Origin of the sequence: Pseudomonas sp. FP2254 (genome assembly GCF_030687695.1) — a bacterium.
In the GTDB taxonomy this organism is placed as follows: Bacteria; Pseudomonadota; Gammaproteobacteria; order Pseudomonadales; family Pseudomonadaceae; genus Aquipseudomonas; species Aquipseudomonas quebecensis.
This window is the reverse complement of sequence record NZ_CP117444.1, coordinates 5,095,851-5,117,547: the sequence shown is the minus strand read 5'-3', so window position 1 is coordinate 5,117,547 and position 21,697 is coordinate 5,095,851. Positions and strand designations below refer to the sequence as shown.

The window sequence follows — 21,697 nt, the reverse complement described above, 5'->3', positions numbered from 1 at the left end:
GCACTACCCCTGAATGGAGCCCGCCAGTTCAAAGATCGGCATGTACAACATGAACACGATCAGGCCAATCAGCCCGCCCACCACCAGCATCAACACCGGCTCGAAGACCTTGCTGAACAGTTCGATGGCGCGCTCCAGCGCCTCATCGTGAAACTGCGCGATGCGCTCGCACATGGCCGCCAATTCGCCGCTTTGTTCACCGACCCGCAGCAGGCGTTCGGCGACGGCGGTGGTCAGTTGGTGACGGGCCAATGACGTGGACAGCGGCTGACCGGACTGGATATCGATCATGGCTTGGCGCAGGGCTGCCTGGCGTTCCACAGGCAGCAGGGCACCGGACAGTTCCACCGCTGTGACCACCGGCATTCCGCCCATCAACAGCATGCCGGCGGTGCGATAAAACCGCGCGAGTACAAACAGCGTGCGCTGGGCGCCCAGGCTGGGAATCTTCCAGAACAGCTCGGCCGCGCGACGTTTGAACGCGGCACTGCGAAACAGCAGCACCAGCGCGACGATTGCCAGCACCAGGCCGATCAGTAACTCCATGCCGCGCGCCTCCACCAGCGCGCCCCACCACACCATCAAACGCGCGGTGGCAGGCAGGTCGTTGACCGCGTCAAACACCGAAGCGAAGCGTGGGATCACGAAGAACAGCAGAAACAGCAGGATCAACGCACCCACGCTGAGCACCACCACGGGGTACATCAGGGCGCCGCTGACGCGTTTTTTCACGCTTTCCAAGTGCGCTTCAAAATGATGGTAGCGGCGCAGGGCCACGGCCAATTGGCCGCTGTGCTCGGAGGACGCCACGGTGGCGATCAACAGCGACGGGAACGTCTGCGGCTTGAGCTGCAGCGCTTTGGATAACGAGTTGCCCTCATACATCGACGCCAGCAGGTCGCTCAGCACTTGCCGGTTGATGCCAGGCGGTGCCTTGTCGCGCAGGGTTTCCACGGCTTCCACCAGCACCAGGCCGGCGTCGAGCAGCACCACCAATTCCTGGATGAACAAGCCAAGGGCGAACCTGGACCGCCGGCTCGGTAATTTGAGTTGGCGACGGGCTTTCAACGAGATGACCTGGGCGCCGTCGGCCTGCAATTGCCGGCGCGCCTGGGCCAGGTCGGTGGCTTGCAGATGCAGGGACTGCAAGTGGCCATCGCGGATGATGCGCGCGTCGATGTCGATCATGGCGTTTGCCTGGCCAGTTGCTGGCGCTGCTGCAGCAGCTCGCCGTAATAACGCCACACGGCGCGAGCGTAGCGTGTACGCCGCGCTTCACGCTCCGGCTTGGCGCCTGCGTTGTAAGCGCCCACGGCCTGCCAGCCATAACCTTTTTCGCGGATGAAACCGGCGAGGATCCACGCGCCGACCATCACGCTGGTGCAGGGTTGCTGGAGCAGGTGCCGTTCGGTGATGCCGAACGCGGCCAGCGCGGGCAAATGGCGGCTGTTGATTTGCATCAGGCCGATATCCTGGCTGCCGTCGGTGTTGATATTGCGCGCGTCAGGGTTGAGGCCGGACTCGACCTTGGCAATGGCATACAGCAGCAGTGGGTCGACATGGTAGCGGCTGGCTGCCAGTTGCCAGCAGTTGGCCTGGGCTGTACCCGTGAGGCACAGGAGCGTCAGGACCAGCCGCAGCGTGCGCATGTCACAGACCGTACACAATGTCGGCGTAGGTGTTCACACCGCCGGCCTTACCGTCGCGGCCCAGCGAGATGATTTCCGCATCGTTGGGCGGCGTGCCGGGGTTCTTGTAGAGATAAGCGTTGCCCCAAGGGTCTGGGGGTAACGTTTTCAAATACGGCCCCTGCCAATTGCCCGAATTGGCGGGCCGCGTGGTCAACGCATTCAGGCCGAGGGTTTCGTCGGGGTAGTTGCCATTGTCCAGACGGTACTGGTTCAAGGCATCGGCGAGGGACTTCATCTGGCCCTGGGCGGTTTGCACCTTGGCGAGTTCAAGGCGGTCGAACATCTTCGGGCCGACGTAGCCGGCGAGCAGGGCGATGATCAGCAGGACGACCAGCAGTTCAAGCAACGTAAAGCCGCCCTGAGGCGGGGTGATAAGCGTGCGTGCGCGCATGGCGATCCTCGACGGTTGGGAGTAACTCTCTGCCGGCCCGTTGGGGAAGCGGGCACCGCCGGTAGGACTGCGTTATAACCAGTACTACTTTCAATTGTAGCGTTGCGCGATATAAGGCGCCGTCAGGCGCCCTATAACGTTTGGCGCTTGCTGTTATCAAGTCAATGCATATGCAAGTGACTCAAGGAACAACATCCCATGCGCGCTGCCAGAAGGTGGAGTTGGGTTTGCCGGGTTCATTTTCATTCTGCCCGCACCATGCGCCTGCTGATCCCTGTTTGCACCGATACTTCACTCCATGGTTGGAGACTTGTGAGCCGCTGTTGTAGCCGCCATCTCGTATCCACTGAGGGAAACCGTCATTGTCCCCAGCCTTTTTGATCACGAAGGTCGTTTCCTTCTGGCCGTTTTTCCCATTTTGCGCGTCATAAACGCCTAATTTAATAATGTAGTTAGGCTGCGGAGCGCCCGGAACGGGATCGACATACGGACCCACCTTGAAGGAAAAGGTGCTCTGTTGGTTGGGTGAGGGCGAAGCATGGTCCGAAGCGTTTGTGGACCACATATACGTAAGAGGACCGTTGTGTCCGACTGAGCTTCTGCCGTCGAATGTGACGGTTTCACCTTCTTTGGCTTCGGTTGGGCCTTGGAAGTTGGCAGTAGGAGGGCGTTGATCGGGGGTTTCACCGCCGCCGGTAATGATCGACATCACCTGTTTGTAATGCGGGTTAGTGGCATAGGTTGCATTGGCCTGCGGGTTAGCAGAGTTGAACGTAACCGTACCATTGGTTTTTACGCCGATTTTGGCAATGGCAGGGGGGACCTGGTTGGCTATTTCCAGTCCCCATTTGGCCGGTGCCAAATTATCGGTTCGGATTTTCTGGGTGATATCCACCAATTCCGTTCCTTTGGCATCGACCCCAAAGATCCGGAAGTGGACGGAGTCGCCGACTTTGAGCGATTGCATATCGGGACCAATGTAAGGGCCGATATTTGTCAGCGGGTCCGGAACACCGCCACTTTGGAACCTTACATCTGAACAAGAAATGAAGAACTCGCCATTTGGATCATCCCTGACCCATATTCCTACTACCAATCCATTACCCGATGCGTTGCTGGGGATAGTCCGATTGATCACATAAAAACCTGCAAGTCCGGGGAGCAAGGCGTCTGGGTTCCAATTGGTGTACGCCTTTTCGAGTCTTTCGGGTCCCCCCAAGGCGATTAAATCACTCCATTTCAATACGTCAGTTGCGCTGTTAAAACCAGGCCTGGTTATAAACGCATTAAACGTGCTGGGCACATGAAGAATCGTGCCAACAAGGCGTATAGCCAGTGATTGACCTGGCACTACATTTTTCTCGTACTTGGTCCATAACGGAGTGGGGTAATCCAAGCTGGCTTTTATCGGATCATTTGCTGCGCATATGTGGCCGTCCGGGATAATGGCCTTGATCTGATCCAACGTCGGATGGTTGATATTCGGAATCTTCGCAACCTCGTGCCATTGATCGGCGGCAATTGCCCAGTCATAGCGGGAATTGAATGTTTTTGTAAAAGCCTCTCGACAGCCTTCATCGTTAATAGATGAGCCATTGTCAGAGCCCCACTGACCTCCCGTTACGTAACAGTTCAAAGCACGGGATGGAGGCGTTTCGACAGCCCCATGCCCCCATCCCGCTGCGGGTGCCAATAACACCGCTGCCAGGACCCACTTGAATAAATCTCTCGCGTAGCTCTGTAAGTTATTCATGCTCTAGTCCACCTTCAACTCAGATAAACAAGTTCCGAACTGCTGGAACGATCAGTGTGTTTACGTCGTTAAGTCATTGAGTCAGCTGATCTCCCATGGGAGCGGTGCGGGTTGCAGGGTTACTCTGTACAGAGCCATACAGAAACACCCACCCTTGATAACTGCCTTGCCCTGTAAAACTTTGGTTAATGACAGAAAAGTTGCCTTGCTTGAATGGCGTGCCTTCGGCCTGGCTGAATACGCCCATGATGGTTTCGCCCGGACCCGCGACCACGCCCCAATCGGTGGTGCCGGTCAGCGGGTCGGCGTAGACCCGGCGCAAATAACGCTTGGTGGTCGGTTGGCGGCGGTCGAGGACCAGATCTTCAAGTGATTTGGGAAAGGTGTTGCCGGCCGCATAGTACAAGCCGATGGCCCGTCGGATTTCATTGCCGCGGGCCAGCAGTTCCAGCTCGCGTTCGCGCTGCAGCACACTGGACCACAGCGTGCCCACTTCCATCAGCATCACGGCCACTACGGCCACGGTCACCAACATGCCCATGAACACCGAGCCTTGCTGGCGCTGTTTACCAGTCGGCATAGGCGCTCCCGTCATTGGCGGTGCCGGGCGCGCCGCTGCGTACGTCGCCCAGGCCTTGTTCGTCGGAGGGCTGCAGTTGCCAGGTGTCGCGCTTGCCGGTCAGCGGGTCCAGGGGGATTTCGCGCAGGTAACGGCGGTCCACCAGGGCTTGCAGGGAGTCGGGGTTTTCACCGTGGTCTTCACGGTATTGATCCAGTGCCTGGCGAATGGTGGAGAGGTTATGGCGCAGCACGGTCTCCTGGGCTTTGGCGTGCTGGCGAAAATATTGTGGCGTGACCAGCGTCATGAGTGTGGCGATGATTGCCATCACCACCAGCAATTCGATCAAGGTAAAACCGCGCTCACCACTGGCTGTATAACGTTCCATTCAAACTCTCCCGGGGGCTGCGGGATGAAACGTCGAATACATCTTCTCCCTCTTGTGGGTTGTCGGCGGTGCTCTTGTAACTGCGCAGTTGCCAGGTCTTTTCCGGCGCAAGTTCGGGGCACTCGCAAAGAGGGTCCCGAGGAATGCGCCGCAGAAAATAGAGTTTGTTGCCCTGCAGGTTGGTTTTGTCGGTGACGCCGTCGACCAATATCCGCAAGGAGGGCGGGTAACCACTGTCGGTGACGCTCTTCTCGATGCGTCCGTCGTCACTGGCTCCTTTGTAGGAATCAATGGCGCGGCGTATCTCTCGCAACGAACGTTGCAAGTCGAGTTCTCGGTCGCGTTTACCCATCAATGCTGTCAGCGGATAAGCCACTGTCGCAAGCGTGGCCAGCAAGGCCAGCGTCAGTAGTAATTCAATCAGCGTAAAACCTTTGGCGCAGTGATGGCTGGGCGTGCCCTGCCACATCACCGTTCTACCTCCCGATCAGGCTGCCAAGGACTTCCGCGTTAACCCAGGCCATGGAATTGACTGCAAAGGTGAGTGTAGATGCAGTGTGTTTTTTGTACAGGTATGCAGTTACCCACAAACGCTGTGAGCGCAGCTGTGGATAAGGTGTTCGTGGGTGCCCACAAGCCTCGTCAATCGAGGGCTGCAGGCTCCTGTACAAAAATTGGTCAAGCTAAGTCACGGTTTTTTAGTGCTTTTTCATGTGGATAAAGGTCAAGCATCGGTTGGACTTGCCCCCAAAGTCTGTTGGCGCTTCTGTGGATAAGATGTTCGCTATCCGCTACAGGCCTTATAAGACGGGGTTCTTAATGGTTTGGTTGTTTATTGATCAAATCGCCGCTTAAACCAAAGAATGGCGCTGAAACCCTCGCCTTATGAAGGTTGTGCGCGGTTTTCCACAGCCTGGTAGAAGTTGCCCCCAAAGTCTGTTGGCGGTTCTGTGGATAAGGTGTTTGCGCACCGCTACAGGTCACGGCTTACGTGGCTTATAAGCTTGTGATTAATAAATGATCAATATTTTAAGTGAGCCGTCAACTTGAATAAGTCACGGATTTTCTTCAATTAATTTTGGCTGGGTAGCGCAGTTGCCCACAATTGCTGTGGGTGGGTTTGTGGATAAGTTGTTGGGTAAAGGCTGCAGGGCAGGCTGGCAGTGGCCTGCGAGGGATATGATCAAATGTTGAGCAGTGTGAGGATCAAATGTGGGAGGGGTAAGCCCCTCCCATCTGTTTTTTGAGCTATGGGTATCGGTTATTCGTGTGCAGCCACGCCTTTGAGGTAAGGGGCTGGGGCTGCGCCGAGGTTGTTCAGCATGCGCTCGCTGTACCAGTCCACGAAGTTCACCACACCGAACTCATAGGTCTTGGAGTAAGGCCCCGGCTGGTAGGCGGTGGAGTTGATGCCGCGCTGGTTCTCTTCGGCCAGGCGACGGTCCTGATCGTTGGTGGCGTCCCACACCTGGCGCATGCGCTCCACGTCGTAGTCCACACCTTCCACGGCGTCCTTATGCACCAGCCACTTGGTGGTCACCATGGTTTCCTGGGCGCTGATCGGCCACACCGTGAACACGATGATGTGATCGCCCATGCAGTGGTTCCACGAGTGCGGCAGGTGCAGGATGCGCATCGAGCCCAGATCAGGGTTCTTGATGCGGCCCATCAACTTGGCGCAGCCCTGCTTGCCGTCCAGGGTCATCGACACCGTGCCCTTGAGCAGCGGCATGCGCACGATACGGTTACGCAGGCCGAAGCTGGCGTGGGCATAAGGGATCTTCTCGGCATCCCAGGCGGCAGCGGAAGCGGCCACGTGGTCCTTGAAGGCCTGGTCGGCGCGTGGGTCGGTGACGTCGTCCCATTCCAACAGGGTTTTCAACAGCTCCGGGTGCGACGCGTTGCAGTGGTAGCACTCGCGGTTGTTTTCCAGCACCAGTTTCCAGTTGGCCTTTTCCATCAAGGTGGTCTGCACCGCCACTTTGGTGTTCTCCATGTCGTAGGGTTCCATGTAGTGGTTCAGCGTCGACAGGAAGTCATCGATGGCCGGCGGGTTCTCGGCCAGGCTGATGAAGATGTAACCGCCGGCGGTCTTCACGTTCACGGGCTTGAGGCCGTACTGCTTCATGTCGAAGTCGGCTCCCATCTCGGTGCCGGCGAACAACAGGCGACCGTCCAGTTCGTAGGTCCACTGGTGGTAGTGGCAGACCAATTTGGCCACCTTGCCTTTGTCGCTGGTGCACAGGCGCGAGCCACGGTGGCGACACACGTTATGGAACGCATGCACCACGCCCTCGGCGCCACGGATCACGATGATTGGGTTCTTGCCCACCTGCAGGGTCAGGTAGTTGCCTTTGGTGGGAATCTCGCAGGTCATGCCGGCGATCAGCCACTCTTTCTGGAAGATCTCCTGCATGTCGATTTCGAACAGCCGTTCATCAGAGTAGAACGGCTGCGGCAGCGAAAACGTGCGCTCGCGCTCTTGCAGCATTTGCGCGGTGGCCTTGCGTGCGGGTTCCAGCGGATCGCCCAAGCTCAGGGTTGCGGTGACGTCCATCGTGTGTGTCCTCATGGCCATTCTGTGTGGCCGGCGAATAGTGGCTGATCAGGTGTGCAGCAAGGCGTAAACAAAGCGTCGTTGTTGGGAGCGAGTGTGGGGCTGCTGATGTGCCGAACCTTATCCATGAGCGACATGGCCCACTCTGATCCCGACGCGCAAGCCCCGTGGTATGGGGGCTGGTCGCGATAAGTATGTGAATGTCGCAGATAGGTAAATGGGCGGTTCTCGCGTTACGCAGAATCGCCACCATAAGGCCGACGTCGGCGGTGGAGAACAACATGTCCAATAATTTCCTGAATCCGGTAACCACCCAGACCTGGGCCAATGGTCGGCACATCGTCCGTTGCGTCAAAGTCATCCAGGAAACCTGGGATGTGCGCACCTTCTGTTTCATGGCCGACCAGCCGATCCTGTTCTTTTTCAAGCCGGGGCAGTTCGTGACCCTGGAGCTGGAAATCGAAGGCCAGCCGATCATGCGTTCGTACACCATCTCCAGCTCGCCGTCGGTGCCCTACAGCTTTTCGGTGACCATCAAGCGCGTGCCTGGCGGCAAGGTGTCCAACTGGCTGCACGACACGTTGCATGAAGGCCAGGAGCTGGCAGTGCATGGGCCGGTCGGGCTGTTCAACGCCATCGATTACCCGAGCCCGAAGGTGCTGTACCTCAGCGGAGGTGTGGGTATCACGCCGGTGATGTCGATGGCGCGCTGGTTCTACGACACCAACGCCAATGTCGACATGACGTTTGTCCACAGCGCCCGCTCGCCCAAAGACATCATTTATCACCGCGAGCTGGAGCACATGGCATCGCGGATCGACAACTTCAGCCTGCACCTGATCTGCGAGAAGCATGGCCTGGGCGAGCCCTGGGCCGGGTATCGCGGCTACCTGAACCACAAGATGCTTGAGTTGATGGTGCCAGACTTCCTCGAGCGCGAAGTGTTCTGCTGCGGCCCCACACCGTACATGAGCGCGGTGAAACGCCTGCTGGAGGCGGCCGGTTTCGACATGACGCGCTACCACGAGGAGTCTTTCGGCGCCACGCCACCCGAAGCGCGGGCCGACGCCGTGGAGCAAGCTGAACAAGCTGCCGACGCGCCGGAAGTTGACCTGGCGGATCTGCACCAGGTGGAGTTCATCGCCTCGGGCAAAAGCATCCGCGTGGCGCCGGGCGAAACCGTGCACGCGGCCGCCGCCAAGCTTGGCCTGATGATCCCCAAGGCCTGCGGCATGGGTATCTGCGGTACGTGCAAGGTGATGAAGCTGGGCGGGGAAGTAGAGATGGAGCACAACGGCGGAATTACCGAGGAAGACGAGGCCGAAGGCTACATCCTGTCGTGCTGCAGCGTGCCGAAGGGTGATGTGCGTATCGAGTTCTGACGATAGATCGTTCCCACGCTCCACGTGGGAATGCAGCCCGTGACGCTCCGCGTCACAAGATGCACAAGGTTCGAATCTTGCGTGCTTGCCGGGACGCGGAGCGTCCGGGGAGGCATTCCCACGCAGAGCGTGGGAACGAGGTTCACTGGGTTCTGAGCGTCGATCGTTCCCACGCTCCGCGTGGGAATGCAGCCCGTGACGCTCCGCGTCACAAGGTGCACAAGGTTCAAATCTTGCGTGCTTGGCGGGACGCGGAGCGTCCGGGGAGGCATTCCCACGCAGAGCGTGGGAACGAGGTTCACTGGGTTCTGAGCGTCGATCGTTCCCACGCTCCGCGTGGGAATGCAGCCCGTGACGCTCCGCGTCACAAGGTGCACAAGGTTCAAATCTTGCGTGCTTGGCGGGACGCGGAGCGTCCGGGGAGGCATTCCCACGCAGAGCGTGGGAACGAGGTTCACTGGGTTCTGAGCGTCGATCGTTCCCACGCTCCGCGTGGGAATGCAGCCCGTGACGCTCCGCGTCACAAGATGCACAAGGTTCAAGTCTTGCGTGTTTGCCGGGACGCGGAGCGTCCGGGGAGGCATTCCCACGCAGAGCGTGGGAACGAGGTTCACTGGGTTCTGAGCGTCGATCGTTCCCGCGCTCCGCGTGGGAATGCAGCCCTTGACGCTCCGCGTCACAAGATGCACAAGGTTCAAGTCTTGCGTGTTTGCCGGGACGCGGAGCGTCCGGGGAGGCATTCCCACGCAGAGCGTGGGAACGAGGTTCACTGGGTTCTGAGCGTCGATCGTTCCCGCGCTCCGCGTGGGAATGCAGCCCTTGACGCTCCGCGTCACAAGGTGCACAAGGTTCGAGTCTTGCGTGCTTGGCGGGACGCGGAGCGTCCGGGGAGGCATTCCCACGCAGAGCGTGGGAACGAGGTTCACTGGGTTCTGAGCGTCGATCGTTCCCACGCTCCGCGTGGGAATGCAGCCCGTGACGCTCCGCGTCACAAGGTGCATAGAACTTGATGTTCAGTGCCAGTGCTGGATGTCGATCAATCCTTGCATCCCTGAGTAGTCGCGAGCGCTGGAATACCGCCAGTGTTCTGCCTGATCCACATATCCTCGCTTCACCGGGTTGTGGTGGATGTAATCCAGCTTCTGGCGCATCACGGCGTCGCTATACACCAGCTCGGCATGTGAGCCTTCCTGCCACAGTTGATAAACTCGATCGGCTTTATGCGCACGTTTGCTGAAGCGCAGGCGCCGCAATACGCGCTCAGCGCCTTTACTCTGCAGGTCATCGATGATGGTACGGGCGGTGAAGGATTTGAATTGGCTGACGCACTTGCCCAAGTCAGGCGCTTGAGCGACGAAATGCAGGTGGTTTTCGAGGACGACGTAGGCGTAAAGGTTGAGCGCCTCATGGCGTTGTTGATATCGCCAGCAATCCAGGAGATGGCCGACGATGTAGTCGCGGGTAAACAGCGGTAGCCACTCCATGACGGTACAGGTCAGGAAATGCGGTTTCTCGGGTTCGGTGATGACATAGCGGCTTCTACCCATGGAATCATCCTTGGACAGGCGTGTGGCCCGGACGCGGAGCGTCCGTGGAGGCATTCCCACGCTGAGAGTGGGAATGGTCAGAAGGTTACTGGGCGTAGAGGTGGACTACGAAGTGCTGGCCTGAAGCTGTCAATTCATAGACTTTGTCATAGATCCTCAACGTCCTCGACGGCTCGCGGATGGTGTCGCCGATTTGGGCGGTCTTTCTGAACTCATCCCAGTCGATCACCGTGGTGCTGACACTGCCGTCGCTTTTGAGCATATTGCCGTTGCTTTGATATTCCATGATCAAACCTCTTCTGGATTTCCGTTTCCAGCCGATTGTCGGCGGGCGGTTGTGCCCGAAAGGTCGGCCGCTGCAGCGACCGTTTCCTTGCGGGTTCCAAGAGGCTAGCCAATGAAAACCCAGCGCGCTGCTGTCGGAAATACCAGATAACAGACTCGGCATTGCGCCAGTATTCGCCAGGCTCAGGCGTTCATCACTTCCCTGATATCCGCAGCCAGTTCTCTTACGCGTTCCTCTTCGGTATCCCACGCACACATGAAGCGCGCCCCACCTTTGCCGATGAAGGTGTAGAAGCGCCAGCCTTTTCCCGTCAGTGCGGCTATGGCGGGTTCCGAGAGCTGCAGGAACACGCCATTGGCCTGCACGGGGAACATCAGTTCGACGCCGGGAATATCGGCCACCAGGCTGCTCAGCAGTTGCGCGCAATGGTTGGCGTGGCGTGCGTGCTTGAGCCAGGCGTCGTTTTCCAGCAGGCCCACCCAGGGGGCGGACAAGAAGCGCATTTTCGAGGCCAACTGACCCGCCTGTTTGCAGCGGTAATCGAAGTCTTCGGCGAGCTTGTGGTTGAAGAACAGGATCGCTTCACCCACGGCCATGCCGTTCTTGGTGCCGCCAAAGCACAACACGTCCACCCCGGCTTTCCAGGTCAGATCGGCCGGCGAGCAGCCGAGGAACGCACAGGCGTTGGCGAAGCGCGCGCCATCCATGTGCAGGTTCAGACCCAGTTCCTTGCAGGTGGCGCTGATGGCGCGGATTTCTTCGGGGGTGTACACGCTGCCGACTTCAGTGGCCTGGGTCAGGGTGACCACACGCGGTTTGGGATAGTGGATGTCCTGTCGCTTGAGGGCGATCTCGCGGATCGATTCCGGGGTCAGCTTGCCGTTTTCGGTACGTGCGGTGAGCAGCTTGGAGCCGTTGGAGAAAAACTCCGGCGCGCCGCATTCATCGGTTTCGACGTGGGCGGTTTCCGAGCAGATCACGCTATGGTAGCTCTGGCACAAAGACGACAGCGCCAGTGAGTTGGCGGCGGTGCCGTTGAAGGCGAAGAACACTTCGCAGTCGGTTTCGAACAGGTTGCGGAAACCGTCGGCGGCGCGGTGGGTCCATTCATCATCGCCATAGGCGCGCTGGTGGCCGTGGTTGGCTTGTTCCATGGCGGCCCAGGCTTCCGGGCAGATGCCGGAATAGTTGTCACTGGCGAATTGTTGGCTCTTGTCGGTCATGGCCCGTTCCTGTGGTCGATGTTGGTGCGCACTGTAACCAAGATTGTTGGGCGCGCGCACGCTCTGTAAATGCAAAGTCATTGGGGATTTATGCACAGCGCTCACGCCTTGCCTGTCGGACCCGTCCGAGACGGCGCCCTGGACCTGCTCAAGTGGCTGGCGCTGCTGAGCATGGTGCTCGACCACCTGCGTTATGTCGGTTTGAGCCTGGATGGCCTGTATGTGCCGGGGCGTCTGGCGTTTCCGTGGTTTTGCCTGGCGATTGCGGCGAACCTGCATCGGGTCCGAAACGCGCCGGTAAGCGGTCAAAGGCGCTACCTGGGGTGGTTGCTGCTGTTCAGTGTGATCAGCGAAGTGCCGTATCGCTTGTTTATCGAGGATGCCGATACGTTGAACGTGCTGCCCACCCTCGCACTGGGCCTGCTGGTTGCACGAGGATGGCAGCAGAAGACCACCATTGATCGAGGATTGGCGCTGATTGCCCTTGCCTTGGCGGCGGTGCTCTCCAGTCAGCTGATGTTCGGTTTTTTTGGCGTATTGCTGCCGCTGGCGATGTTGCTGGTGTTTCGCCTGCCCTGGTATTTCAGTGTGTTGCCAGGATTGGTCTGCGTGGCCGCCAATCAATGGCAGATCCTGCTCAATATCGGCACGGCGGTGGCGCTGTTGGGGTTGGTCGCGTGCCTGATTGCGCCATGGGCGGGCTTAGTCTTATTGCGACATGCCCACCGCACCTCGCCGCCAGCAATGCGCCGCTGGGCCTACGCCCTGTATCCCATGCACTTCCTCCTGCTGCTGCTCCTGCGCCACATCATTGCCTAACCCCCTCCCACATTTATTCCGTGTTGTTTGAACAATGTCGTAAACGCACCTTTGCGTGGCGTGCGCAGGCATTTGACCTGTCTGCACCAGCCCTACCATCGCATCAAAGGGCCCTGCGAGGGCCTTAACAAGACGAAAGGCTGGGAGAGACGCGATGTTCAGCAAACAAGACCAGATCCAGGGATATGACGACGCACTGTTGGCGGCGATGAATGCCGAGGAGCAGCGCCAGGAAGATCATATCGAGCTGATCGCGTCAGAGAACTACACCAGCAAGCGTGTGATGCAAGCACAAGGCAGCGGCCTCACCAACAAGTACGCCGAAGGCTACCCAGGCAAGCGCTACTACGGCGGCTGCGAGCATGTGGATAAAGTCGAGGCCCTGGCCATCGAACGCGCCAAGCAACTGTTCGGCGCAGATTACGCCAACGTGCAGCCGCACTCCGGTTCGTCCGCCAACAGCGCGGTGTACCTGGCGCTGATCAATGCCGGCGACACCATCCTCGGCATGAGCCTGGCCCACGGCGGTCACTTGACCCACGGCGCCAAGGTGTCGTCCTCGGGCAAGCTGTACAACGCGGTGCAGTACGGCATCAATACCGACACCGGCCTGATCGACTACGACGAAGTCGAGCGCCTGGCGGTGGAACACAAGCCGAAGATGGTGGTGGCCGGTTTCTCCGCCTACTCCAAGACCCTGGATTTCCCACGCTTCCGTCAGATCGCCGACAAAGTAGGCGCACTGCTGTTCGTCGACATGGCCCACGTCGCCGGCCTGGTCGCCGCCGGGTTGTACCCGAACCCGCTGCCGTACGCCGATGTGGTCACCACCACCACCCACAAGACCCTGCGCGGTCCGCGTGGCGGCCTGATCCTGGCCAAGGCCAACGAAGAGATCGAGAAGAAACTCAACGCCGCCGTCTTCCCCGGTGCCCAGGGCGGCCCGCTGATGCACGTCATCGCCGGCAAAGCCGTGTGCTTCAAGGAAGCGCTGGAGCCCGGCTTCAAGGCCTATCAGCAGCAAGTGATCGACAACGCCCAGGCCATGGCCAGCGTGTTTATCAAGCGCGGCTACGATGTAGTGTCCGGCGGCACCGACAACCACCTGTTCCTGGTCAGCCTGATCCGTCAGGGCCTGACCGGCAAAGAGGCGGATGCCGCTCTCGGTCGCGCCCACATCACCGTCAACAAGAACGCGGTGCCGAATGACCCGCAGTCGCCGTTCGTGACCTCGGGCCTGCGCATCGGCACCCCGGCGGTGACCACGCGTGGTTTCAAAGTGCCGCAGTGCATCGAGCTGGCCGGCTGGATCTGCGACATCCTCGACAACCTCGGCGACGCCGATGTCGAGGCCAACGTGGCCAAGCACGTGTCTGCCCTGTGCGCTGATTTCCCGGTTTATCGCTGAGCGCGGTTTTGGAGTAATGACTATGCAACGCTACTCGGGCTTCGGCCTCTTCAAGCACTCACTCAGCCACCACGAAAACTGGCAGAAGATGTGGCGCACGCCGACCCCGAAAAAGGTCTACGACGTGGTCATCGTCGGCGGCGGCGGGCATGGTCTGGCGACTGCCTACTACCTGGCCAAAGAGCACGGCATCACCAACGTGGCCGTGGTTGAAAAAGGCTGGCTGGGCGGCGGTAACACCGCGCGCAACACCACCATCGTGCGTTCCAACTACCTGTGGGACGAGTCGGCGCATCTGTACGAACACGCGATGAAACTGTGGGAAGGCCTGTCTCAGGACCTGAACTACAACGTGATGTTCTCCCAGCGTGGCGTCTACAACCTGTGCCACACCCTGCAGGACATCCGTGACTCCGAGCGTCGCGTCAGCGCCAACCGTCTCAACGGTGTGGACGGCGAACTGCTCAACGCCAAGCAGGTTGCGGACGAAATTCCGTACCTGGATTGCTCGAAAAACACCCGCTACCCGGTGCTCGGCGCCACCGTGCAACGGCGCGGCGGCGTGGCCCGTCACGATGCCGTGGCCTGGGGCTTTGCTCGCGCCGCCGACGCACTTGGCGTGGACTTGATCCAGCAGACCGAAGTGATCGGCTTCCGTAAGGAAAATGGCGTGTGCATCGGTGTGGAAACCAACAAGGGCTTTATCGGCGCCAAGCGTGTCGGTGTAGTGACTGCCGGTAACTCCGGTCACATGGCTTCGCTCGCCGGTTTCCGCCTGCCGATCGAATCCCACCCGCTGCAAGCACTGGTGTCGGAGCCGATCAAGCCGATTATCGACAGTGTGATCATGTCCAACGCCGTGCACGGTTACATCAGCCAGTCCGACAAGGGCGACCTGGTGATCGGCGCCGGTATCGACGGCTACAACGGCTACGGCCAGCGCGGCTCGTACCCGGTGATCGAGCACACCATCCAGGCCATCGTCGAGATGTTCCCGGTGCTGTCGCGGGTGCGCATGAACCGCCAGTGGGGCGGCATCGTCGACACCACGCCGGATGCGTGCCCGATCATCTCCAAGACCCCGGTACCGAACATGTTCTTCAACTGCGGTTGGGGCACCGGTGGCTTCAAGGCCACGCCGGGCTCAGGCAACGTATTTGCCGCGAGCCTCGCCAAGGGTGAAATGCACCCGTTGGCCGCACCTTTCTCCATCGACCGTTTCCACAACGGTGCGTTGATCGACGAACACGGCGCCGCGGCCGTCGCCCACTAACAGGAGAAATTCCCTATGTTGCATATCTTCTGTCCTCACTGTGGCGAACTGCGCTCCGAAGAGGAATTCCATGCATCCGGCCAAGCGCACATCCCGCGTCCGCTGGACCCGAATGCCTGCACCGACGCAGAGTGGGGCGACTACATGTTCTTCCGCGACAACCCGCGTGGCCTGCACCACGAACTGTGGATTCACGCCGCCGGTTGCCGCCAGTACTTCAACGCGACCCGCGACACCGTGACCTACGAAATTCTTGAAACCTACAAGATCGGTGAGAAGCCTCAGTTCACCGCCAAGGCCTCTGGAGAGAAGGTATGAGCCAGATCAATCGCCTGTCCAACGGTGGCCGGATCGACCGTAATAAAGTCCTGACCTTCAGCTTCAACGGCCAGAGCTACAAAGGCTTCGAGGGCGACACCCTGGCCGCTGCTTTGCTGGCCAACGGCGTCGATATCATCGGCCGCAGCTTCAAGTACTCGCGTCCACGGGGTATCTACGCCGCCGGCGCCGAAGAGCCGAACGCCGTGCTGCAGATCGGCGCTACCGAGGCCACGCAAATCCCTAACGTGCGCGCTACGCAACAGGCGCTGTACCAAGGGTTGGTTGCCACCAGCACCAACGGCTGGCCGAGCGTCAACAACGACATGATGGGCATCCTCGGCAAGGTCGGCGGCAAGCTGATGCCACCGGGCTTCTACTACAAAACCTTCATGTACCCGCAATCGTTCTGGATGACCTACGAGAAGTACATCCGCAAGGCTGCCGGCCTTGGTCGCTCGCCGACCGAGAACGATCCGGACACCTACGACAACTTCAACCGACACTGCGACGTGCTCGTTGTCGGCGCAGGCCCTGCGGGCCTCGCTGCGGCACTGGCGGCGGCGCGCAGCGGTGCCCGCGTGATCCTGGCCGATGAGCAGGAAGAGTTCGGCGGTTCGTTGCTCGATTCGCGCGAAAGCCTGGACGGCAAACCGGCCACTGAATGGGTGGCCAGCGTTATCGCCGAACTGAAAGCCCTGCCGGACGTGGTGCTGCTGCCCCGCGCCACCGTCAACGGCTACCACGACCATAACTTTCTGACCATTCACGAGCGCCTGACCGACCACCTCGGTGACCGCGCGCCGATTGGCGTGGTGCGTCAGCGTATCCACCGTGTACGTGCCAAGCGCGTGGTGCTGGCCACCGGTGCGTGCGAGCGTCCGCTGGTGTACGGCAACAACGACGTGCCGGGCAACATGCTCGCTGGTGCGGTTTCCACCTACGTGCGCCGCTACGGTGTAGCGCCAGGTAAAAAACTGGTGCTGTCGACCAACAACGACCACGCCTACCGCGTCGCATTGGACTGGCTGGATGCGGGCCTGCAAGTGGTGGCGGTCGCTGATGTGCGCCACAACCCACGCGGCGCGCTGGTGGAGGAAGCCCGCGCCAAAGGTATTCGCATCCTCACCGGCAGCGCTGTGGTCGAAGCCCGTGGCACCAAGCGCGTGACCGCTGCGCGTGTCGCCGCGATTGACGTCAAGGCGCATAAGGTCACCAGCCCCGGCGAGTGGCTGGACTGCGACCTGGTGGCCAGCTCCGGCGGCTACAGCCCGGTGGTCCACCTGGCCTCGCACCTGGGCGGCAAGCCGACCTGGCGTGAAGACATTCTCGGTTTTGTACCGGGTGAAGCGCCGCAGAAACGCGTGTGCGTCGGTGGTATCAACGGCGTCTACGGCCTCGGCGATTCCCTGGCCGATGGTTTTGAAGGCGGCGTGCGCGCCGCCAGCGAAGCCGGTTTTGCCCCGGTGGAAGGCACCCTGCCAAAGGCCTTGAGCCGTCTGGAAGAGCCAACACTGGCCGTTTACCAAGTGCCGCACGACAAGCCGACCGCACGGGCGCCGAAGCAATTCGTCGACCTGCAGAACGACGTCACCGCTGCCGCCATCGAACTGGCCACCCGCGAAGGCTTCGAGTCGGTCGAGCACGTCAAGCGCTACACCGCGCTGGGCTTCGGCACCGACCAGGGCAAGCTGGGTAACGTCAACGGCCTGGCGATTGCCGCGCGCTCGCTGAACGTGACCATCCCGCAGATGGGCACCACCATGTTCCGTCCCAACTACACGCCGGTCACCTTCGGCGCCGTAGCGGGCCGGCACTGTGGGCATATCTTCGAACCGGTGCGCTACACCGCGCTGCACGCCTGGCACGTGAAGAACGGCGCCGAGTTTGAAGACGTCGGCCAGTGGAAACGCCCGTGGTACTTCCCACGCAACGGTGAAGACCTGCACGCTGCGGTGAAACGCGAATGCCTGGCCGTGCGCGACAGCGTCGGCCTGCTGGATGCGTCCACCCTCGGCAAGATCGACATTCAAGGCCCGGATGCCCGTGAGTTCCTCAACCGCATCTACACCAACGCCTGGACCAAGCTTGACGTGGGCAAGGCGCGCTACGGCCTGATGTGCAAGGAAGACGGCATGGTCTTCGACGACGGTGTGACCGCGTGCCTGGCTGACAACCACTTCCTGATGACCACCACCACCGGCGGCGCCGCCCGCGTACTGCAGTGGCTGGAAATCTACCAACAGACCGAATGGCCGGACCTCAAGGTGTACTTCACCTCGGTCACTGACCATTGGGCAACCATGACCCTGTCCGGCCCCAACAGCCGCAAGCTGCTGGCGGAAGTCACCGACATCGACCTGGACAAGGACGGCTTCCCGTTCATGACCTGGAAAGAAGGTTTGGTAGGCGGTGTTCCGGCGCGGGTGTTCCGTATCTCGTTTACCGGTGAGCTGTCGTACGAAGTCAACGTGCAGGCCGACTACGCCATGGGCGTACTGGAAAAAATCGTCGAGGCCGGCAAGAAGTACAACCTGACCCCGTACGGCACCGAGACCATGCACGTACTGCGGGCCGAGAAGGGCTTCATCATCGTCGGCCAGGACACCGACGGCTCGATGACCCCGGACGACCTGAACATGGGCTGGTGCGTAGGCCGTACCAAGCCGTTCTCGTGGATCGGCTGGCGCGGCATGAACCGTGAAGACTGCGTGCGTGAAGAGCGCAAGCAACTGGTGGGCCTCAAGCCGATCGATCCGAAGGTATGGCTGCCGGAAGGCGCGCAACTGGTGCTCGATCCGAAGCAGACGATCCCGATGAAGATGGTCGGTCACGTCACCTCAAGCTATGCGCACAACTCCCTGGGTTATTCGTTTGCCATGGGCGTGGTCAAGGGCGGCTTGAAGCGCATCGGCGAACGGGTGTTCTCGCCCCAGGCCGATGGCAGCGTGATCGAAGCGGAGATTGTGTCTTCGGTGTTCTTTGACCCGAAAGGCGATCGCCAGAACATTTGACACCTGATCGTTCCCACGCTCCGCGTGGGAATGCATCCCGGGACGCTCTGCGTCCCAAGAGCGGACGCAGAGCGTCCAAAGCGGCATTCCCACGCAGAGCCTGGGAACGATCAATTTAAGACACAGGTGCTTTATGACAGCAGCCAATGTTTACCAACAACGCCCCACCTCCGGCGCCAAGGCCGAGTCGTCACTGCACCATGCCGACCTCGCCAGCCTGGTCGGCAAGGGTCGCAAGAACGCCGGCGTGACCGTGCGTGAAAAGAAACTGCTCGGCCATCTCACGATCCGTGGTGACGGCCATGACGCGGCCTTTGCCGCCGGCGTGCACAAGGCTCTGGGCATCGAATTGCCGGGCGCCCTGCAGGTGATCGTCAAAGGCGAAACCAGCCTGCAATGGCTCGGCCCGGATGAATGGTTGCTGATCGTGCCGAGCGGTGAAGAGTTCGCCGCCGAGCAGAACCTGCGTGCCGCTCTGGCTGATTTGCATATCCAGATCGTCAATGTCAGCGGCGGCCAGCAGATCCTTGAACTGAGCGGCCCGAACGTACGCGACGTGCTGATGAAGTCCACCAGCTACGACGTCCACCCCAACAACTTCCCGGTGGGCAAGGCGGTGGGCACGGTGTTCGCCAAGTCCCAACTGGTGATCCGCCATACCGCTGAAGACACCTGGGAACTGGTGATTCGTCGCAGTTTTTCGGATTACTGGTGGTTGTGGTTGCAGGATGCCTCGGCCGAGTTCGGTCTGAGCGTTCAAGCCTGAGGATGATCGTTCCCACGCGCTGCGTGGGCATGCATCCCGGGACGCTCCGCGTCCCAAGAGCGGACGCCGAGCGTCCATGGCGGCATTCCCACGCAAAGCGTAGGAACGATCAAGGAGTCACGCACAATGAGCCGCGCACCCGATACATGGATTTTGACCGCCGACTGCCCCAGCGTGCTCGGCACGGTGGACGCGGTCACCCGCTACCTGTTCGAGCAGGGCTGCTACGTCACCGAGCACCATTCGTTCGATGACCGCCTCTCGGGCCGGTTTTTCATTCGCGTTGAATTCCGTCAGCCCGGCGATTTCGACGAGCAGGCTTTCCGCGATGGCCTGGCCACGCGCGGTAAAGCCTTTGGCATGATCTTCGAGCTGACGGCACCGAACTACCGGCCAAAAGTGGTGATCATGGTCTCCAAGGCCGATCACTGCCTCAACGACCTGCTGTACCGCCAGCGCATCGGCCAACTGTCGATGGACGTGGTGGCGGTGGTGTCCAACCACCCCGATCTCAAGCCGTTGGCCGACTGGCATCAGATTCCCTACTACCATTTCCCCCTCGACCCCAACGACAAACCGTCCCAGGAGCGTCAGGTGTGGCAAGTGGTGGAAGACACCGGCGCTGAACTGGTGATTCTTGCGCGTTATATGCAAGTGCTGTCGCCGGAGCTGTGCCGCAAGCTCGATGGCAAGGCCATCAACATTCACCACTCGTTGTTGCCGGGGTTCAAGGGTGCCAAGCCGTATCACCAGGCGTACAACAAGGGCGTCAAACTGGTGGGCGCCACGGCGCATTACATCAACAACGACCTGGACGAAGGCCCGATCATCGCCCAGGGCGTGGAGGTGGTGGATCACAGCCACTATCCCGAGGACTTGATTGCCAAGGGGCGCGATATTGAAGGGCTGACGCTGGCCCGGGCCGTTGGGTATCACATCGAAAAACGTGTGTTCTTGAACGCTAACAGGACGGTCGTTCTTTAGTGGCAAGTTGCAAGCTTCAAGCCGCAGGAAAAAGCGGCACTGCACACTTCTTGCGGCGGGTAGCTTGCCGCTTGAAGCTCGCTCCACTCTCTCAACAACGATAAATATAGAGGTGACTGACATGTCTGGTAATCGTGGTGTCGTGTATCTCGGCAACGGCAAGGTCGAAGTACAGAAAATCGACTATCCCAAAATGCAGGACCCCCGTGGCAGGAAGATTGAGCACGGCGTCATCCTGCGCGTGGTCTCCACCAACATCTGCGGCTCCGACCAACACATGGTGCGCGGCCGTACCACTGCCCAGACCGGTCTGGTGCTCGGTCACGAAATCACCGGTGAAGTGATCGAGAAGGGCAGCGACGTCGAAAACCTGAAGATCGGCGACCTGGTTTCCGTACCTTTCAACGTAGCGTGCGGCCGCTGCCGTTCGTGCAAAGAGCAACATACCGGGGTGTGCCTCACCGTTAACCCGGCCCGTGCCGGTGGCGCCTACGGCTATGTCGACATGGGCGACTGGACCGGCGGCCAGGCCGAATACGTGCTGGTGCCGTATGCCGACTTCAACCTGCTCAAACTGCCGGATCGCGACAAGGCCATGGAGAAAATCCGTGACCTGACCTGCCTCTCCGACATTCTGCCTACCGGCTACCACGGCGCTGTTACCGCCGGTGTTGGCCCAGGCAGCACCGTCTACATCGCCGGTGCCGGCCCAGTCGGCCTGGCCGCTGCTGCCTCTGCGCGGCTGTTGGGCGCGGCGGTGGTGATCATCGGCGATGTGAACTCCATCCGCTTGGCCCACGCCAAGGCCCAGGGTTTTGAAATCGTCGACCTGTCCACCGATACGCCGTTGCATGAACAGATCGCCGCGCTGCTCGGCGAGCCGGAAGTGGACTGCGCCGTCGACTGCGTGGGTTTTGAAGCACGCGGCCACGGCCATGACGGCGTCAAGGCCGAAGCCCCGGCCACGGTGCTCAACTCACTGATGGGCGTGGTGCGCGTGGCCGGCAAAATCGGTATCCCTGGCCTGTACGTCACCGAAGATCCAGGTGCCGTGGATGCCGCCGCGAAAATGGGCAGCCTGAGCATTCGTTTCGGCCTGGGCTGGGCCAAGTCTCACAGCTTCCACACCGGCCAGACCCCGGTGATGAAGTACAACCGGCAGCTGATGCAGGCGATCATGTGGGACCGCATCAACATCGCCGAAATCGTCGGCGTGCAGGTGATCAGCCTGGACGACGCGCCACGTGGGTACGGCGAGTTCGATGCGGGCGTGCCGAAGAAGTTTGTGATTGATCCGCATAAGTTGTTCAGCGCGGCCTGAGTGGTAGAAAATGATAA

At 60.2% G+C, this 21,697-nt stretch carries 20 protein-coding genes; 9 read left to right on the top strand and 11 right to left on the bottom strand.

Going from position 1 to position 21,697, the window contains the following annotated elements; translation table 11 throughout:
* Positions 1-3 precede the first annotated feature (3 nt).
* From PSH94_RS23625 to gbcA, 8 genes are all read right to left on the bottom strand, one after another.
* Entirely contained in the window at positions 4-1,188 is a 1,185-nt protein-coding gene (locus tag PSH94_RS23625; protein WP_305435901.1) for a type II secretion system F family protein, read from the bottom strand.
* Positions 1,185-1,649 (bottom strand): transglycosylase SLT domain-containing protein, encoded by a 465-nt coding sequence (locus tag PSH94_RS23620; RefSeq protein ID WP_181080725.1) that lies wholly within the window; start codon positions 1,647-1,649, stop codon positions 1,185-1,187. Before PSH94_RS23620 ends, PSH94_RS23625 begins: the two co-directional genes overlap by 4 nt.
* Position 1,650: 1 nt before the next feature.
* Positions 1,651-2,082 carry a type II secretion system major pseudopilin GspG gene (gspG, locus tag PSH94_RS23615; protein ID WP_305435900.1) on the bottom strand — a complete coding sequence of 144 codons (432 nt, stop codon included), beginning with the start codon at positions 2,080-2,082 and terminating at the stop codon, positions 1,651-1,653.
* A gap of 181 nt (positions 2,083-2,263) precedes the next feature.
* Positions 2,264-3,835, bottom strand: a complete 1,572-nt coding sequence (locus PSH94_RS23610) for a lytic polysaccharide monooxygenase (RefSeq protein WP_305435899.1) — start codon at positions 3,833-3,835, stop codon at positions 2,264-2,266.
* Positions 3,836-3,908: 73 nt separating this feature from the next.
* Positions 3,909-4,415 carry a type II secretion system protein gene (locus PSH94_RS23605; RefSeq protein WP_305435898.1) on the bottom strand — a complete coding sequence of 169 codons (507 nt, stop codon included), beginning with the start codon at positions 4,413-4,415 and terminating at the stop codon, positions 3,909-3,911.
* Complete coding sequence (locus PSH94_RS23600; protein ID WP_305435897.1) at positions 4,402-4,782, bottom strand: type II secretion system protein; 381 nt, start codon at positions 4,780-4,782, stop codon at positions 4,402-4,404. Before PSH94_RS23600 ends, PSH94_RS23605 begins: the two co-directional genes overlap by 14 nt.
* Positions 4,757-5,251, bottom strand: a complete 495-nt coding sequence (locus PSH94_RS23595; protein ID WP_305435896.1) for a prepilin-type N-terminal cleavage/methylation domain-containing protein — start codon at positions 5,249-5,251, stop codon at positions 4,757-4,759. Before PSH94_RS23595 ends, PSH94_RS23600 begins: the two co-directional genes overlap by 26 nt.
* 792 nt (positions 5,252-6,043) lie before the next feature.
* Positions 6,044-7,339, bottom strand: a complete 1,296-nt coding sequence (gbcA, locus tag PSH94_RS23590) for a glycine-betaine demethylase subunit GbcA (protein WP_253509646.1) — start codon at positions 7,337-7,339, stop codon at positions 6,044-6,046.
* 281 nt (positions 7,340-7,620) lie between these two features.
* On the opposite strand from gbcA, the gene gbcB reads away from it, so the two are divergent.
* Entirely contained in the window at positions 7,621-8,721 is a 1,101-nt protein-coding gene (gene gbcB / locus PSH94_RS23585) for a glycine-betaine demethylase subunit GbcB (RefSeq protein WP_181080731.1), read from the top strand.
* Positions 8,722-9,734: 1,013 nt separating this feature from the next.
* Here gbcB and PSH94_RS23580 read toward each other — a convergent pair.
* The 3 genes from PSH94_RS23580 to PSH94_RS23570 form a co-directional block, all read right to left on the bottom strand.
* Positions 9,735-10,268, bottom strand: coding sequence for a transposase (locus tag PSH94_RS23580; protein ID WP_285428050.1), 534 nt, complete (start codon positions 10,266-10,268; stop codon positions 9,735-9,737).
* A gap of 85 nt (positions 10,269-10,353) precedes the next feature.
* On the bottom strand, positions 10,354-10,554 hold the full coding sequence (locus PSH94_RS23575; RefSeq protein WP_181080173.1) for a hypothetical protein: 201 nt from the start codon (positions 10,552-10,554) through the stop codon (positions 10,354-10,356).
* Between the two features lie 182 nt (positions 10,555-10,736).
* Positions 10,737-11,777 (bottom strand): low specificity L-threonine aldolase, encoded by a 1,041-nt coding sequence (locus PSH94_RS23570; protein WP_253509645.1) that lies wholly within the window; start codon positions 11,775-11,777, stop codon positions 10,737-10,739.
* A gap of 90 nt (positions 11,778-11,867) precedes the next feature.
* Between PSH94_RS23570 and PSH94_RS23565 the strand changes: the two genes are divergently transcribed.
* The 8 genes from PSH94_RS23565 (at position 11,868) to fdhA (ending at position 21,680) form a co-directional block, all read left to right on the top strand.
* Positions 11,868-12,596, top strand: coding sequence for a TraX family protein (locus PSH94_RS23565; protein WP_305435895.1), 729 nt, complete (start codon positions 11,868-11,870; stop codon positions 12,594-12,596).
* A gap of 154 nt (positions 12,597-12,750) precedes the next feature.
* Positions 12,751-14,004 carry a serine hydroxymethyltransferase gene (gene glyA / locus PSH94_RS23560; protein ID WP_181080176.1) on the top strand — a complete coding sequence of 418 codons (1,254 nt, stop codon included), beginning with the start codon at positions 12,751-12,753 and terminating at the stop codon, positions 14,002-14,004.
* Between the two features lie 22 nt (positions 14,005-14,026).
* Positions 14,027-15,277, top strand: coding sequence for a sarcosine oxidase subunit beta (locus PSH94_RS23555; protein WP_010207084.1), 1,251 nt, complete (start codon positions 14,027-14,029; stop codon positions 15,275-15,277).
* A 15-nt stretch (positions 15,278-15,292) separates the two neighbouring features.
* Entirely contained in the window at positions 15,293-15,595 is a 303-nt protein-coding gene (locus tag PSH94_RS23550; RefSeq protein WP_065885450.1) for a sarcosine oxidase subunit delta, read from the top strand.
* Complete coding sequence (locus tag PSH94_RS23545; RefSeq protein WP_305435894.1) at positions 15,592-18,609, top strand: sarcosine oxidase subunit alpha; 3,018 nt, start codon at positions 15,592-15,594, stop codon at positions 18,607-18,609. Before PSH94_RS23550 ends, PSH94_RS23545 begins: the two co-directional genes overlap by 4 nt.
* Positions 18,610-18,742: 133 nt before the next feature.
* Positions 18,743-19,375 (top strand): sarcosine oxidase subunit gamma, encoded by a 633-nt coding sequence (locus PSH94_RS23540; protein ID WP_181080178.1) that lies wholly within the window; start codon positions 18,743-18,745, stop codon positions 19,373-19,375.
* Positions 19,376-19,501: 126 nt separating this feature from the next.
* Complete coding sequence (gene purU / locus PSH94_RS23535) at positions 19,502-20,359, top strand: formyltetrahydrofolate deformylase (RefSeq protein ID WP_253509643.1); 858 nt, start codon at positions 19,502-19,504, stop codon at positions 20,357-20,359.
* A gap of 121 nt (positions 20,360-20,480) precedes the next feature.
* Entirely contained in the window at positions 20,481-21,680 is a 1,200-nt protein-coding gene (fdhA, locus tag PSH94_RS23530; RefSeq protein WP_005792122.1) for a formaldehyde dehydrogenase, glutathione-independent, read from the top strand.
* The last annotated feature ends 17 nt before the right edge of the window (positions 21,681-21,697 follow it).